Here is a 14,007-nt window from a genome sequence, read left to right on the forward strand (position 1 = left end):
CACGCGCCTATGTACGCACACCAGCTTACTGGAGTTGCCGTGTTCTACGTTGTCCTGCTCGCCATGGTCGCCGGCTTTCTGGCGCTGCGACTCTATTCGGTTCTGGGCAAGCGCTCCGGCCACGAACAGCCGCTTCCCAAGCCCGCGGAGGAGCGGGTGGTGACGGCGGCGGTCCCGCGCGCGGTCGAAACCACGGCGGAGATCCGCGAGCCGGCCGCACGCCCGTTCGACAGCGCGACCGAGCCCGGGCTGCGCGCGATCGTCTCGGCCGAGCCGGGTTTCGACGTCTCCCGCTTTCTCGAAGGCGCGAAGTCGGCGTATCGCATGATCCTCGAGGCGTTCTGGCGCGGTGACGAGGCGGCCCTGCGCGATCTGGTCAGCGACGATGTCCACGCCGCCTTCGCGGAGGCGATCGAGGCGCGCAACGCACAGGGGCAGGTGCTCGACAATCGGCTGATCGCGATCGAGCGCACGACGATCGTCTCGGCCGGCGTGGCGAACGGCGAGGCGCGGGTCGCGGTGCGGTTCGATGCCGATATCGCAGCGGTGACACGCGATGCGGACGGCAACGTCATCGCCGGCTCGACCAGCGATGCGGTGCAGACGCACGATGTATGGACGTTCGTGCGCACCGTCCGTGCCTCGGATCCGAACTGGATCCTCGCCGACACCGACGAAGCCTGACCGAATAAAGTAGAAGAGGGGGACGGGTTGCGGAGCAAAGCGACGCTCGCGGTGGCGGGCGCCCTGTTGATGGCTGGCTGCGTCGGTCCGGGCGGCCGTTCGGTGCCGACGCCGACGCCGCCGCCGTCGCCCCCACGTCCCGTCGCTGCGGCGCCGCGGCCGACGACGCTCCCGTCGCGACCACTGGCGGTGCGCCAGCCAATAGCGTCGGTCCCGCTTCCCGCCATCGCGACCGCGGTCGTGCCCGGCGCAACGAGTGCGGCGATGGCCGGACTCACGCCCGCGATCGATTTGGCGACCGTGCCGCTCGACGCGGCGCAGGCCGCCGCAGCGCTCGACGCGTTCCGCATCTCATGCCCCAGTCTCGTGCGCCGCACCGATACGTCCGGGCTGACGATCGCAACCGACTGGCAGGCCGCCTGTACCGAAGCGGTGCGCACCGATCCGGCCCGTGCCGCGGCGTTCTTCCAGCGCTGGTTCGAAGCCGTGCAGGTCGGCGACGGGCGCGCCTTCGCCACCGGCTATTACATTCCCGAGATCGCCGGATCGCGCCGCCCGCGTGCCGGCTATGTGCCGATCTACGGACGTCCCACCGACCTGATTGAGGTCGATCTCGGCGCGTTCTCCCCGACCTGGGCGGGCAAGAAGATCCGCGGGCGCGTGCAGGGCCAGGCGCTGGTGCCGTATTTCGACCGGACTGCGATCGAGGAAGGCGCGCTGAACGGCCGCGCGCCGATTCTCGGCTATGCCGCGGATGCGGTCGAGCTGTTCTTCCTGCAGGTGCAGGGCTCGGGCTTCATCCGGCTCGACGAAGGCGGCGTGCTCCGCATCGGCTATGACACGCAGAACGGCCGCGACTACACCGGGATCGGCGCGCTGATGAAAAGCCGCGGGCTGCTCGGCCCCGGCCAGTCGTCGATGCAGGGCATCGTCGCCTGGCTGCACGCGCATCCCGACGAAGGTCGCGCGATCATGCGCGAGAACAAGAGCTACGTCTTCTTCCGCGAACTGACCGGCGCGCCGCAGGGGGCGCTCGGCCTTCCGGTCAACGGCGGCGCGACCGTCGCGGCCGATCCGAAGTTCGTACCGCTCGGCGCGCCGGTGCTGCTGTCGATGGACCGTACCGATGCCAACGGCATCTGGATCGCGCAGGACACCGGCGGCGCGATCAAGGGCAGCAACCGCTTCGACACCTTCTGGGGCGCGGGTGAAGAAGCGCGCGCGATCGCCGGCGGGATGAGCGCGCGCGGCACGGCGTTCGTGCTGTTGCCGCGTGGCAGCTATGCGCGCTGGCGGGCAGGGCAGGCGGCGAGTGGCGGCACGACGCCTCGGCCCTGACGAAGAGGCGCTGTGGGCGCGGGTGCGCGCGACCGTGCGCGCAATGCCGGGCCGGAAGGTCGCCGCACCCGCGCCGGAGCGGCTCCCGCTTCCCGCGCCCATGAAGGCGATGCAGGTCTCCGGCGTTCCGACCCCGCCGCCCTCGCACCCGCGCCGCGAGCCGGGTCACACGCTCGATGGCGGCTGGGATCGTCGGCTCGCGAGCGGTGTGGTCGCGCCCGATCGCACGATCGACCTGCACGGCCATACGCTGGCGAGCGCCCATGCCGCGCTCGAGATGGGGCTGGGTCAGGCGTTGATGCACGGCGACCGCGTCATCCTGCTCGTCACCGGCAAGCCGCCGCGCCCCGAGAGCCAGCGCCCGCATGCCCGCGGGGCGATCCGCGCCGCGATCCCCGACTGGCTGCGGCTTTCGGCCTTCTCCGGTGCGATCGCCGCCGTCCGCAACGCGCATCCGCGCCACGGCGGGGCGGGGGCCTTGTACGTGGTGCTACGCCGTCGGCGCTGAAAAGGCGCGCTGGATGATGTGCGTGTAGATGTCGGTCAGCTGGTGCAGGTCTTCGATCGACACCGCCTCGTCGGCCTTGTGCATCGTCGCATTGAGCAGCCCGAACTCCACCACCGGACACAGCGCCCGCAGGAACCGCGCGTCCGAGGTGCCGCCGGTGGTCGACAGCTCCGGCGTCCGCCCGGTCACCTCCAGCACGGCCGCGGACACCAACGCGGAGAGCTGCCCCGGCTCGGTCAGGAACGCCTCGCCGGAGATGCGCGGCGTGACGATCGCCTCCGGCGCATGGGCATGGACGATCGCCGCAACGCGCTCGGCAAGTGCCTGTCCGCTCTGGAGATCGTTGAAGCGGATGCTGATCCGCGCGGTGGCGCGCGACGGGATCACGTTCGTCGCCGGGTTGCCGACCGAAACATCGGTAATCTCGAGGTTGGACGGCTGGAACCAGTCGCTGCCCTGATCGAGCACGAGGGCGTCCAGCTCGGCGAGGATCGCGACCAGCCGCGGGATCGGATTGTCGGCAAGGTGCGGATAGGCGACATGCCCCTGCCGCCCCGGCACCTCGATCCAGATATTCACCGAGCCGCGCCGCCCGATCTTGACCATGTCGCCAAGTGCGGCGACCGAGGTCGGCTCGCCGGCGAGGCACAGGTCGGGTAGCAGCGCGCGCTCGCGCATCCGCTCGATCAGCGACACGGTCCCGAACGTCGCCGGACCTTCTTCGTCGCCGGTGATGATGAGCGTCAACCGCCCCGCATCGGCCGGGACGCGCGCCGCGGCGGCGATGAACGCGGCGACCGCGCCCTTCATGTCGACCGCACCGCGCCCGACCAGCAGGCCGTCGCGCTGCTGCGGCGTGAAGGCATCGGCACTCCACCCTTCGCCGGGCGGCACGACATCGACATGCCCGGCAAAGGCGAGGTGCGCTCCCCGCGTACCGCGCGTGGCGAGCAGGTTCTCGACCGGGCCATCGGGCGCATCGCCGCTGATCCGCCGCTCGACCGCGAAGCCGAGCGGCGCCAGCGCCGTCTCCAGCACGTCGAACACCGGGCCGCGCGCGGGGGTGACGCTCTCCGCCCCGATCAATAGACTGGCGAGGTGAACGACATCGATCACAAGGAGCACTCCCGATGCCGAAGCTGGACGTCGACGCCATACCGCCTGCCACCGGCAGCGATTATCCGCCGCCGTTCGCCGCCGCGGCGTCTGGCCGGCTGGTGCGCGATCTGGCGGCGGCGGCCGGACTCACGGATTTCGTCGCGACGCATGTGACGGTCCCGCCGGGCGGCTGGTCGTCGCAGCGGCACTGGCATGAGGGCGAGGACGAGATCCTCGTCGTGCTCGCCGGCACCGCGACGCTGGTCGACGATTCTGGCGCGACCGTCCTGCACCCCGGCGACGTGGCGGTATTCCGCAAGGGTGACGCCAACGCGCACCACCTGCGCAACGACGGCGATGCACCATGCGTGCTGTTCGCGGTCAGTTTGCCCGAACGGTCGACGGTCCATTATCCCGATATCGCCATGCGCTGGTCGCCCGACGCCGGCTACGCACGCGACTGACATATCAGGCGACGGGCTGCTCGAACTTCTCGATCACCCATTCTTCTTCCTGCGCGCCCGCGATCCAGTCCTGCATGAACGGATGCTGGAGCACCGCCAGCACATAGGCGGCGGCGAAGCGCGGGGTGGGGAGCGAATAGGTGACGATCCGGGTGCAGACCGGCGCGAACATGATGTCGGCGGCACCGAATGCGCCGAACAGAAAGTCGCCCCCGCTGCCGAACCGTGCGCGGGCCTGCGCCCATAGCTCGAAAATCCGCGTCAGGTCGGCGCGCACATCGTCGTCGGGCGGTACGGGTTGATAGACCTGACGGATGTTCATCGTGTGCTTGCGGCGCAGCGCGGCGAAGCTGGAGTGCATTTCGGCCGCCATCGACCGCGCCATCGCGCGCGCCGCCTCGTCGGCCGGCCAGAACAGATCGCGCCCGACCTTGTCGGCGAGATAGTCGACGATCGCCAGGCTGTCCCACACCACCGCCTCGCCATCCCACAGGATCGGCACCTTGCCCGACGAGGGCGCGAACTCGTCACCCTCGCGGCGGCGATCCCATTCGTCGTCATAGAGCGGCACGACCACTTCCTCGAACGGAAGGCCGGACTGCCGGCACGCGAGCCAGCCACGCAGCGACCAGGAGGAATAGGCCTTGTTACCGATGATGAGCTTCATGGCACTCGGCGTAGGCGGCAATCACGGCGAGGGCAACGCTGCGCGGAATTTTGGCGAGCGGCACGTTAACCGGGCTCGTCCACCGGTTGGCAGGAATGTGCGCCTATCCCGGACAGAAGAGAAGGATCGTCACCGAAGGAGCATTGCCATGGCCAGCATTCCCCCGACCGACGCCGCCCTGAGCGCCTCGACGCCAGCGTTCGTCCAGGCGCCGACCTTCGTGTTCGCGGCCGATGCGCCGGCCCCGAGCCGCTCGGAACTGCTCCGCCAGCAGATCGAAGCCGCCCGCACGGCCCGCCGCGCGACGATCTGGTAGGAACTCGCCGCCAACTCAGCGTCGCCCCGGACTTGATCCGGGGCCTCGCTTCTTCGCCGCCGCCTCTGCGCTAGCGGGATCCCGCATCAAGTCCGGGAGGACAGCGGGGTAAGACTCAGCCGATCGCCTCGACCACCGCCGCACGCAGTTCCGCGATCCCCATGCCGCCCTCGCTGGAGGTAACGATGATCTCCGGATGCGCCGCCGCCCGCTTGCGTGCCTCGGCCTCGGTCGCGGCGACCGTCACCGCCAGATCGCTGGCCTTCACCTTGTCCGCCTTGGTCATCACCAGCCGATAGCTGACCGCCGCGCGGTCGAGCATCTCGAGGATCTCGCGATCGACGTCCTTGATCCCGTGCCGGCTGTCGATCAGCACCAGCGCGCGCTTCAGCACCTGCCGCCCGCGCAGATAATCGTTCACCAGGAAGCGCCACTTCTTGACGATATCCTTGGGCGCCTTCGCGAACCCATAGCCGGGCATGTCGACCAGCCGGAACGCCAGCGGATCGCCGACGTCGAAGAAGTTCAGCTCCTGCGTCCGCCCCGGCGTCACCGAGGTGCGCGCGAGCGCCTTGCGCCCGGTCAGTGCGTTGAGCAGCGACGACTTGCCGACGTTCGACCGCCCTGCGAACGCCACCTCCGGCACCTCGTCGGCGGGCAGGAAGGTGAGCGCAGGCGCCGACTTCAGGAATTCGATCGGTCCGGCGAAGCGCTTGCGGGCCGTCTCAATCGCCTCCTCGTCGAAGCTGGGATTGATGTCGCTCACTTGGCCGGCGCGTTCTTCAGCTGCGGATGGCGGCTGTAGAGCCACTTCTGCTGCAGGATCGAAATGCAGTTGGTGGTGATCCAGTAGATCTGCAGCCCGACCGCAAACGGCGCCATCACGAACATGAGCACCCACGGCAGGATCGCGAACACCTGTTGCTGCGCCGGGTCCATCTGCGTCGGGTTGAGGCGGAACTGGAAGAACATCGAAATGCCCAGCAGCACCGGCACCACGCCGATCGCGAGGAAGTGCGGCAGCGCGATCGGAATATAGCCGAACAGGTTGAGGATCGTCGCGGGATCGGGCGCGGACAGATCCTTGATCCACAGCGCGAACGGTTGGTGACGCATCTCGATCGTCAGCATCAGCGCCTTGTAGAGCGCGTAGAAGATCGGAATCTGGATGAGCGACGGGACGCAGCCGGCGAGCGGATTGACCTTCTCCGCCTTGTAGAGCGCCATGATCTCCTGCTGCTGGCGCTGCTTGTCGTCCTTGAAGCGCTCCTGGATCGCCTTCATCTTCGGCTGGAGCGCGCGCATCGCCGCCATGCTCGCGAACTGGCGCTGCGCGATCGGGAAGACCAGCAAACGGATCGTCAGCGTCAGGATGATGATCGCCACGCCGAAATTGCCGACGATGCGGAACAGCCAGTCGAGATAATAGAAGATCGGCTTCTCGACCAACCGGAACCAGCCCCAGTCGATCGCATAGTCGAGCTTCGTCACCGCACCGGTATCGGTGTAGCGGTCGAGCAGCTTCACTTCCTTGGCGCCCGCGAACAGCTTGGCGGTCTGCGTCAGTTGACGGCCGGGCGGCAGCAGCTGCGGCGCGGTGGTGAAGTCCGCCTGATAGGCGCTGTTAGCCCCGGCGCGGAACTGCCCGTCGAACGCCCGCCCCTGATCGGGGACGAGCGCCGCCAGCCAATATTTGTCGGTGAAGCCCAGCCAGCCGCCGGTCGTCGTGAAGCGGGTCGGCTCCTTGTCGACGTCCTTGAAGTTCGGATTGTAATGCGCCGCGCCGTTGTTGACCGACATCGGCCCGGTGTGGATCGTCCAGCTGTCCGGGTCCTTCGACACGCCGACCCGGCTGACGAGGCCATAGGCCGCCACCGGCACCGCCGCACCGCCGCCATTGGCGACGGTCTGCTTGACGGTGAACAGATAGTCGTTGTCGACCGCGATCTCGATCGCGAAGCGCTGCCCCTGCGGGTTGCTGGCGGTCAGCGTCACCGGCTTGCCCGGGGTCAGCACCGGTGCCGAGGCGCTCCACACCGCGTCGGCGGCGGGCGGGGTCAGTCTGTCGGCGCGCCAGCCGAAGCCGGCGAAGTAAGCGTCCTGCGTCCCGGCGGGCGAGAACAGCCGGATCGGCGGCGAGTCCTTGGCGAGCGATTCCTTGTAGCGGGTCAGCACCAGATCATCGATCCGCGCGCCCTTCAGGTTGATCGAGCCCTTCAACGCGGGCGTGTCGATCCGCACGCGCGGGCTCTCCGCCAGCACGACGGCGCGATCACGGATCGCGGCGGGCGAATCGGCGGTCGGGTCCGCGGCGGGGTTGGGCAGCGGCTTGTTCTTGCCATCGACCATCTTGGTCGCGGGCGGGTTCGCCGTCGGGAAGACGCGGCTCTGGATCAGCGGCCATCCGAACAGGATCAGCGCCGCGATCACCGCGAACAGCACGAAGTTCTTGCTCTCGTCCTTCACCAGCGTCCCACGCTTTCCTTATGGCACCGGATCATGGCCGTGCCCGCCCCAGGGATGGCACCGCGCAATCCGGCGTATTGCCAGCCAACTACCTTTGCCCGCGCCATAGCGGCGAAGCGCCTCGATTGCATAGGCTGAACATGACGGCTGAAACCGGCACGACGGCGGCAGCAGGACCGACGGCCCCAGCTGCCACCCGCGTGCGAGCAGGATCAGCACGCGTGCGATCACCGTTTCGGCCGTGACCGGTTGCCGCCCGGCGCGACGCTGCGGCTCTTCGCCAGCGCCTTGGCCAAATGCGCGCGTAATTCCGCGAAATCGGAGGTGAGCGCCGCCTCGCGCCCGATCAGCACGTGATCGGCACCGGGCCAGCCATGGTCGGGCAGGATCTCGCGCGCCAGCGCGCGAAATCGTCGCTTGATGCGATTGCGCACGACTGCGTTGCCGACCTTCTTGGTGACCGTGATGCCGATCCGCATCGCCGGGTCATCGTCGCCACGCGGGTGCACCAGAAGCACGAAGCCGGGCATCGGCACCCGACGCCCGGCGTTCGCGGCCAGATAGTCTGGCCGTCTGGTCATCCGCCCGACCGCGGCCGAAGCCGCGGAGGGGCAGGTATCCGTCGTGCTTACGCCGACAGCTTCTTGCGACCGCGTGCGCGACGCGCCCGGATCACCGCTCGGCCGCCGACCGTGGCCATCCGCGCGCGGAAGCCGTGACGGCGGGCGCGCACCAGATTGCTCGGCTGAAAGGTCCGCTTCATCGTTCATGTCCCGAAATCGAATGTCGAAGGGCCGCCCACGCGGACGGCCCGAAAGAAGGACGCCGTTAGGGGAGGCTGCTGCCAAAGTCAACGCGCCGCGGCACGATCGCGCGCGCGACGCCGCAATGCGCTGCGCCGTCGCAGCGCGACATCCACCATCCCGCCGACTCGTGGCCAGCGTCGCTTGGCGCGCGCGAACCAGCTGCGCGCCCGTGGCGAGTTGCGCAGGATCAGCACCAGCCCCGCCGCCATCGGGAACACGCCGCCGGGGCCGGGCAGCGGCGCAATCACCGCCGCGAGTAACAGCAACAGCCCGCCGAGCAGCAATTGCGCATATCGCAGGGCCGGATGGCGGCGGGTCATGTCGGTGATGTGGCGCAGGTGTATTGCAGTTGCAAGTCACTCTCACCCCTCTCACGCCGTCGCGAGGCGGCGATGGCGCGCGCTTGGCTGGGGTGAGAATGGTCGCGATCGTATCGACGGTAGCCTATCTGGGGCTGGAGGCGCGCAGCGTCGAGGTACAGGTCCAGTTGATCCCGGGCCTGCCCGCGTTCAACGTCGTCGGGCTGGCCGACAAGGCGGTCGGCGAAAGCCGCGAGCGGGTGCGTGGCGCGATCGCGGCAATGGGTTTGTCGCTGCCGCCGAAGCGGATCGCGGTGAACCTCTCGCCCGCCGATCTGCCCAAGGAAGGCTCGCACTTCGACCTGCCGATCGCGCTCGGCCTGCTCGCGGCGATGGGCGTGGTCGATGCCGAGGCGCTGGCGGACTATGTGATCGTCGGCGAATTGGGGCTCGACGGGCGGCTCGCGCCGTCGCCCGGCGTGCTCCTCGCAGCGCTCCACGCTGCGGAGACGGGCAGGGGGCTGATCTGCCCCGCCGCGCAGGGCAGCGAGGCGGCGTGGAGCGGCAGCATCGAGGTGGTCGCCGCGCCCGATCTGCTCGCGCTGCTCAATCATCTGAAGGGCCATGGCCTGCTCGCGTTGCCGAAGCCCGGCGACGTGCAGGAGGCGCGCGCCGGCCCCGATCTGCGGCAGGTGAAGGGACAGGAGGTCGCCAAGCGAGCGCTGGAGATCGCCGCGGCCGGCGCGCACAATTTGCTGTTCGTCGGCCCGCCGGGCGCGGGCAAGTCGCTGATGGCCGCGTGCCTGCCCGGCATCCTGCCCCCGCTCGACCCAGCCGAGGCACTGGAGGTGTCGATGGTACAGTCGGTCGCCGGCATCTTGCCCGGCGGCATGCTGACCCGCACGCGGCCGTTCCGCGCACCGCATCATTCGGCGAGCATGGCGGCGCTGACCGGCGGCGGGTTGAAGGTGAAACCGGGCGAGGTGAGCCTTGCGCATCACGGGGTGCTGTTTCTCGACGAACTCCCCGAATTTCAGCGCGCCGTGCTCGATTCGCTCCGCCAGCCGCTGGAGAGCGGGATCGTCAGCGTCGCACGCGCCAATGCGCACGTCACCTATCCGGCGCAGGTGCAGCTGATCGCGGCGATGAACCCCTGCCGCTGCGGGCACCTCGGCGATGCGTCGCTGGCCTGCGCCCGCGCCCCCAAATGCGCGGCGGACTATCAGGCAAAGGTTTCCGGCCCGCTGCTCGACCGGATCGACCTGCACGTCGACGTCGCGGCGGTGAGCGCGGTCGACCTCACCCTTCCGCCGCCCGCCGAAGGCTCGGCAGAGGTCGCGGCCCGTGTAGCGGCGGCGCGCGCGATCCAGACGGCGCGGCTGGCGGACAGCGGGATGCGGACGAACGCCGAACTCGATGGGGACAGCCTCGAACGCTTCGCCTCACCCGACGCCACAGGCCGCGAGCTGCTGGCGCAGGCGGCGGTGGCAATGAAGCTGTCGGCGCGGGGCTACACCCGCATCCTGCGCGTCTCACGCACCATCGCCGATCTCGCCGGGTCCGACTCGGTCGGTCGCATCCATATCGCTGAGGCGCTGAGCTACCGGCGGCAACCACCACGGAATTGACTCGCTGATTGCCGCAAAACCATTGCCGTCATTCGCGCGAAGGCGAGACCTCTGCGAAACCCGCTTTCCGTTCCCCGGCGAAGGCCGGGGCCTAGTTGGGGGAGGCTTGTAACTAATTGAAACACCTTCCCACCGGAACCCGGCCTCCGCCGGGGAACGGCTTACGACGGATGTGGCCCGCACTTTCGCAGAGGTCTCGCGAAGGCGGAAATCCAGACGCGCAGGTCCGTCGATAGAAGCTGAACGTCAGAGGTTCTGGATTCCCGCCTGCGCGGGAATGACGGGGCGGTCGCGAGTAAGCGACCAAACCCTCATACCTCCCGAAAACTCTCCACCTCGCGCGCCGGCCCGTCTCCCGACGGCGCCGCGGCCCCGGCGATCACCGGCGATTCGCGCGGGTCGAGCCCGCCCTCCCATTTCGCGATGACCGCGCTCGCCACCGCATTGCCGATCACGTTGGTCGCGGTGCGGCCCATGTCGAGGAAATGGTCGATCGCCAGCACCAGCAGCAACCCCGCCTCGGGCAGGTTGAACATCGGCAAGGTCGCCGCGATCACCACCAGGCTCGCGCGCGGCACCCCCGCGATCCCCTTGGACGTGACCATCAGCACCAGCAGCATCGTCACCATCTGCCCCAGCGACATGTCGATGCCATAGGCCTGTGCGATGAAGATCGACGCGAAGGTCATGTAGATCATCGACCCGTCGAGGTTGAACGAATAGCCGAGCGGTAGCACGAAGCTGGCGATGCGCGGTGGCACTCCGAACCGGTCGAGCGCTTCCAGCATCCGCGGGTACGCCGCCTCCGACGAGGCGGTCGAAAAGGCGACCAGCAACGGCTCGCGGACGTAGCGGATCAGCTCGCGGATCCGCGCGCCGATGAACAGGAAGCCGATCCCGAGCAGCACCGCCCACAGCACCAGCAGCGTCAAATAGAAGCTGCCCATGAAATAGGCGAGCTGTCCAATCACCGCCGGGCCGCGCTCGGTCAGCGTCCCCGCCACCGCCGCGAAGACCGCAACCGGCGCGACGCGCATCACGTAATCGGTGACCTGCAACATGACGTGCACCAGCGCGTCGATCGCTTTGACCAGCGGCGCCGCCTTCTCGCCGACCGCAGTGATCGCGACCCCAACGAAGACGGACATTACGACGATCTGCAAGATCTCGTTCTTCGCCATCGCATCGACCATCGAGGCGGGGACGATATGCGTGAAGAAGTCCTTGAGGTTGAATGCGGCGGTCTCCAGCCCGCTCGACTGGCCGGCGGGTGGCAGCGCCAGCCCGATTCCGACGCCGGGCTGGAGCAGGTTGACCATCACCAGCCCCAGCGTCAGCGACAACAGGCTGGCGGAGATGAACCACGCGAGGCTCCGCGCGCCGATCCGGCCGAGCGCGGCGGTGTCGCCCATTTGCGCGATCCCAGAGACCAACGTCGCGAAGACGAGCGGCGCGATGATCATCTTGATGAGACGCAGGAAGATGCTGGTCAGGATCGAGAAATAGCCGGCGATCTCGGTCGTCCGGGCCTGTGCCGCCGCGCTGCCGTCGTCCAGCCAGGTGTTGAGCACCAGCCCGACGATCAGCCCGAGCACCAGCCCGCCAAGAATATAAAGGGTCAGCCGCTTGGCCATTCATCGCTCCCGTATGTGCGTACAGGGAAGGGGATTGCGGTCGCGCGGTCAAGCACCGTATCGTTCGCAACCATGTTCTCCTCGACCTTCCGCCCATCGCGCCGCGCCCTTCTGGGCGGCGGTGCCGCGCTGCTCGCCGCGTCGGTGGTCCGCGCCGCCGAGCCCGATCTCGCCGGGCTGACCGACATGACCGCGGACGTGGTGCCGATCGGTCTGGCGGAACGACAGGCGCGGCTGGCGCGTGCGCAGGCGCTGATGCGCGCCAGCGGCATCGGCGCGGTGCTGATCGAGCCCGGGTCGAGCCTCATTTATTTCACCGGGGTCGTCTGGCACCGTAGCGAGCGGCTGACCGCGGCGGTGATCCCGGTCGAGGGGGAGCCGTGCATCGTCACGCCGTTCTTCGAGGAACCCTCGGTTCGTCAGACGCTTGCCGTCCCGGCCGAGGTTCGCGTGTGGCAGGAGGATGAGGATCCGCTCAAGGTCGTCGCCGGCTTCCTGCGCGATCACAAGCTGGCCGGGCGCACGATCGGGATCGAGGAAAGCGCGCGCTTCTTCGCCTTCGATGGTCTGGCGCGGGCACTGCCTGACGCAAGGTTGGTCAGCGCCAACTCGGTCGTGCGCGGCTGCCGGATGATCAAGACGCCGGCCGAGATCGCGCTGATGCAACGCGCGACCGACGTGACGATCGCCGCCTATCGCTGGACCTATCCGCGCGTCGAGGCGGGGATGACCGGCGCGCAGATCGGCGCGCTCATGAACGCCGCGACGCGGAAGCTGGGCGGCGATCCCGAATTCGCGCTGGCGCTGATCGGCCCCGCCGCCGCACTCCCTCACGGCAGCCGCGAGGTGACGCGCGTCGCCGACGGGCAGGTCGTGTTGATGGATTGCGGCTGCACCGTGCAGGGCTATCAATCCGACGTCTCGCGTACCTGGGTCCACGGTCGCGCGACCATCGAGCAGCGGAAGGTCTGGGATCAGGTGAAGGCCGGACAGGCGCTGGCATTCCGCACCGCACGGATCGGCGTGGCGGCGGGCGCGATCGACGATGCGGTACGCCGCTCGTACGAGGCGCTTGGCTATGGCCCGGGCTACCGCCTGCCCGGATTGTCGCATCGCACGGGGCACGGGATCGGCATGGACGGCCACGAACCCGTCAACCTCGTTCATGGCGAGACGACGCGGCTGGCGGCCGGCATGTGTTTCTCGGACGAGCCCGGCCTGTACCTGCCGGGCAAGTTCGGGGTGCGGCTGGAGGATTGCTTCTACATGACGCCGGGCGGGCCGGCGTGGTTCAGCACCCCGCCGGCCTCGCTCGACCGTCCGGTCTAAAGCGTCAGGCCACCGCTGCGACCCGACGGCGACGCCGCAGCGCCGCGCCGGTGGTCGCAAACCCCGCGATCATCAACGCCCAGCTCGCCGGCTCGGGCACCGCCGCCGACGCCGCCGTATAGGTGTAGGTCAGCTTGTAATTCGCGCTGCCGCAGAAATCCTCACCCGGCGAGAGCGGGGTGCCGTTGACGACGATGCACCCGCCCTGAAGCTGGGTCACCGTGCCGCCGACCGGCACGCCGCTGAAGAGGGTGTCGCCCGATCCGATCGTCTGCCCGTAATCATAGCCATTGAAGAGCACGTCGCGATTGAGGAATTGACTGGGGTCGAGCGAGAAACTGGCCGAGCCGGTCGCGAGGACCTCGAAGAAGCCGAAATTGGTCTGCCCGCTGCGCCGGTCGAGCGAGACGACGCTGGTGCCCGCCCCGGTCAGCGCGACGAACGGCTGCGGTAGCGCGGTATTGGCCGAGCGGAGCTGCCACCGTCCGTCGATCGTCCACGACAGATTGGCGGTCGTTTCGCCGGCCGGGGCGGTGACTCGCCATCCGCGCCATTTCGCCAGATCGACCGCCAGCGTCACGCTGTCGAGCGTGCCGAGCCGGGTATCGAAACCCTTAAAGCCGGTCAGCGCGCCCTGTTCCGAATCCGTCTGCACGATCGTTGCCGCATCGGCGACAGACACGGTCGACACCGTGGCGATCGCGGCCAGCGCCAGCACAAACTTCATTGATCTTCCCCCGAATCTTCGCCGGCGGGCTTTGCATACATGG

At 68.7% G+C, this 14,007-nt stretch carries 17 protein-coding genes; 7 read left to right on the plus strand and 10 right to left on the minus strand.

Annotated elements, in window-relative coordinates; genetic code table 11:
- Window positions 1–39 precede the first annotated feature (39 nt).
- The 3 genes from PGN12_11555 (at window position 40) to PGN12_11565 (ending at window position 2,530) form a co-directional block, all read left to right on the plus strand.
- On the plus strand, window positions 40–684 hold the full coding sequence (locus PGN12_11555) for a Tim44/TimA family putative adaptor protein (protein ID MEH3104531.1): 645 nt from the start codon (window positions 40–42) through the stop codon (window positions 682–684).
- Between the two features lie 264 nt (window positions 685–948).
- Window positions 949–2,022 carry a murein transglycosylase A gene (locus PGN12_11560; GenBank protein MEH3104532.1) on the plus strand — a complete coding sequence of 358 codons (1,074 nt, stop codon included), beginning with the start codon at window positions 949–951 and terminating at the stop codon, window positions 2,020–2,022.
- Window positions 1,997–2,530: a Smr/MutS family protein gene (locus tag PGN12_11565; GenBank protein ID MEH3104533.1), complete on the plus strand. Its 534-nt coding sequence runs from the start codon at window positions 1,997–1,999 to the stop codon at window positions 2,528–2,530. The genes PGN12_11560 and PGN12_11565 overlap by 26 nt, the downstream gene beginning before the upstream one ends.
- Here the strand turns inward: PGN12_11565 and dapE are convergent.
- The gene (gene dapE, locus PGN12_11570) at window positions 2,513–3,655 is read right to left on the minus strand and encodes a succinyl-diaminopimelate desuccinylase (GenBank protein ID MEH3104534.1); all 1,143 of its coding nucleotides are present in this window, start codon (window positions 3,653–3,655) and stop codon (window positions 2,513–2,515) included. The genes PGN12_11565 and dapE overlap by 18 nt on opposite strands.
- A gap of 5 nt (window positions 3,656–3,660) precedes the next feature.
- Here dapE and PGN12_11575 point away from each other — a divergent pair, with 5 nt between their 5' ends.
- Entirely contained in the window at window positions 3,661–4,092 is a 432-nt protein-coding gene (locus PGN12_11575) for a cupin domain-containing protein (GenBank protein ID MEH3104535.1), read from the plus strand.
- A gap of 4 nt (window positions 4,093–4,096) precedes the next feature.
- Here PGN12_11575 and PGN12_11580 read toward each other — a convergent pair whose 3' ends face one another.
- On the minus strand, window positions 4,097–4,759 hold the full coding sequence (locus PGN12_11580; GenBank protein MEH3104536.1) for a glutathione S-transferase family protein: 663 nt from the start codon (window positions 4,757–4,759) through the stop codon (window positions 4,097–4,099).
- A gap of 148 nt (window positions 4,760–4,907) precedes the next feature.
- Here PGN12_11580 and PGN12_11585 point away from each other — a divergent pair, with 148 nt between their 5' ends.
- A complete protein-coding gene (locus tag PGN12_11585; GenBank protein MEH3104537.1) occupies window positions 4,908–5,075 on the plus strand; it encodes a hypothetical protein in 168 nt (55 codons plus the stop codon).
- A 115-nt stretch (window positions 5,076–5,190) separates the two neighbouring features.
- Here PGN12_11585 and yihA read toward each other — a convergent pair whose 3' ends face one another.
- The 6 genes from yihA to PGN12_11615 all read right to left on the minus strand — a co-directional run bounded on the left by yihA (window position 5,191) and on the right by PGN12_11615 (window position 8,667).
- Window positions 5,191–5,841 (minus strand): ribosome biogenesis GTP-binding protein YihA/YsxC, encoded by a 651-nt coding sequence (gene yihA / locus PGN12_11590; GenBank protein ID MEH3104538.1) that lies wholly within the window; start codon window positions 5,839–5,841, stop codon window positions 5,191–5,193.
- A complete protein-coding gene (yidC, locus tag PGN12_11595) occupies window positions 5,838–7,541 on the minus strand; it encodes a membrane protein insertase YidC (protein ID MEH3104539.1) in 1,704 nt (567 codons plus the stop codon). The genes yihA and yidC overlap by 4 nt, the downstream gene beginning before the upstream one ends.
- 18 nt (window positions 7,542–7,559) lie before the next feature.
- Window positions 7,560–7,772 carry a membrane protein insertion efficiency factor YidD gene (yidD, locus tag PGN12_11600; GenBank protein ID MEH3104540.1) on the minus strand — a complete coding sequence of 71 codons (213 nt, stop codon included), beginning with the start codon at window positions 7,770–7,772 and terminating at the stop codon, window positions 7,560–7,562.
- Window positions 7,769–8,122 carry a ribonuclease P protein component gene (rnpA, locus tag PGN12_11605; protein MEH3104541.1) on the minus strand — a complete coding sequence of 118 codons (354 nt, stop codon included), beginning with the start codon at window positions 8,120–8,122 and terminating at the stop codon, window positions 7,769–7,771. Before rnpA ends, yidD begins: the two co-directional genes overlap by 4 nt.
- 47 nt (window positions 8,123–8,169) lie before the next feature.
- A complete protein-coding gene (gene rpmH, locus PGN12_11610; GenBank protein ID MEH3104542.1) occupies window positions 8,170–8,304 on the minus strand; it encodes a 50S ribosomal protein L34 in 135 nt (44 codons plus the stop codon).
- Between the two features lie 87 nt (window positions 8,305–8,391).
- Window positions 8,392–8,667, minus strand: coding sequence for a hypothetical protein (locus PGN12_11615; protein ID MEH3104543.1), 276 nt, complete (start codon window positions 8,665–8,667; stop codon window positions 8,392–8,394).
- Window positions 8,668–8,765: 98 nt separating this feature from the next.
- On the opposite strand from PGN12_11615, the gene PGN12_11620 reads away from it, so the two are divergent.
- Window positions 8,766–10,274 (plus strand): YifB family Mg chelatase-like AAA ATPase, encoded by a 1,509-nt coding sequence (locus PGN12_11620; GenBank protein MEH3104544.1) that lies wholly within the window; start codon window positions 8,766–8,768, stop codon window positions 10,272–10,274.
- Between the two features lie 311 nt (window positions 10,275–10,585).
- On the opposite strand, the gene PGN12_11625 is transcribed toward PGN12_11620, so the two are convergent.
- Window positions 10,586–11,908, minus strand: a complete 1,323-nt coding sequence (locus PGN12_11625) for a dicarboxylate/amino acid:cation symporter (GenBank protein ID MEH3104545.1) — start codon at window positions 11,906–11,908, stop codon at window positions 10,586–10,588.
- 72 nt (window positions 11,909–11,980) lie between these two features.
- On the opposite strand from PGN12_11625, the gene PGN12_11630 reads away from it, so the two are divergent.
- Window positions 11,981–13,237, plus strand: a complete 1,257-nt coding sequence (locus tag PGN12_11630) for a Xaa-Pro peptidase family protein (protein ID MEH3104546.1) — start codon at window positions 11,981–11,983, stop codon at window positions 13,235–13,237.
- A 4-nt stretch (window positions 13,238–13,241) separates the two neighbouring features.
- On the opposite strand, the gene PGN12_11635 is transcribed toward PGN12_11630, so the two are convergent.
- On the minus strand, window positions 13,242–13,964 hold the full coding sequence (locus PGN12_11635) for a choice-of-anchor E domain-containing protein (protein MEH3104547.1): 723 nt from the start codon (window positions 13,962–13,964) through the stop codon (window positions 13,242–13,244).
- Window positions 13,965–14,007: the final 43 nt, after the last annotated feature.

Origin of the sequence: Sphingomonas phyllosphaerae, from assembly GCA_036946405.1 — a bacterium.
Taxonomy (GTDB): domain Bacteria; phylum Pseudomonadota; class Alphaproteobacteria; order Sphingomonadales; family Sphingomonadaceae; genus Sphingomonas; species Sphingomonas phyllosphaerae_D.

What these genes read in the sequence shown, in the direction of transcription:
- PGN12_11560 (MEH3104532.1), top strand. Translation starts at nt 949, where the DNA reads ATGGCCGGACTCACGCCCGCGATCGATTTGGCGACCGTGCCGCTCGAC.
- PGN12_11575 (MEH3104535.1), top strand. Translation starts at nt 3,661, where the DNA reads ATGCCGAAGCTGGACGTCGACGCCATACCGCCTGCCACCGGCAGCGAT.
- PGN12_11580 (MEH3104536.1), bottom strand. Translation starts at nt 4,759, where the DNA reads ATGAAGCTCATCATCGGTAACAAGGCCTATTCCTCCTGGTCGCTGCGT.
- PGN12_11585 (MEH3104537.1), top strand. Translation starts at nt 4,908, where the DNA reads ATGGCCAGCATTCCCCCGACCGACGCCGCCCTGAGCGCCTCGACGCCA.
- rnpA (MEH3104541.1), bottom strand. Translation starts at nt 8,122, where the DNA reads ATGACCAGACGGCCAGACTATCTGGCCGCGAACGCCGGGCGTCGGGTG.
- rpmH (MEH3104542.1), bottom strand. Translation starts at nt 8,304, where the DNA reads ATGAAGCGGACCTTTCAGCCGAGCAATCTGGTGCGCGCCCGCCGTCAC.
- PGN12_11615 (MEH3104543.1), bottom strand. Translation starts at nt 8,667, where the DNA reads ATGACCCGCCGCCATCCGGCCCTGCGATATGCGCAATTGCTGCTCGGC.
- PGN12_11620 (MEH3104544.1), top strand. Translation starts at nt 8,766, where the DNA reads ATGGTCGCGATCGTATCGACGGTAGCCTATCTGGGGCTGGAGGCGCGC.
- PGN12_11625 (MEH3104545.1), bottom strand. Translation starts at nt 11,908, where the DNA reads ATGGCCAAGCGGCTGACCCTTTATATTCTTGGCGGGCTGGTGCTCGGG.
- PGN12_11630 (MEH3104546.1), top strand. Translation starts at nt 11,981, where the DNA reads ATGTTCTCCTCGACCTTCCGCCCATCGCGCCGCGCCCTTCTGGGCGGC.
- PGN12_11635 (MEH3104547.1), bottom strand. Translation starts at nt 13,964, where the DNA reads ATGAAGTTTGTGCTGGCGCTGGCCGCGATCGCCACGGTGTCGACCGTG.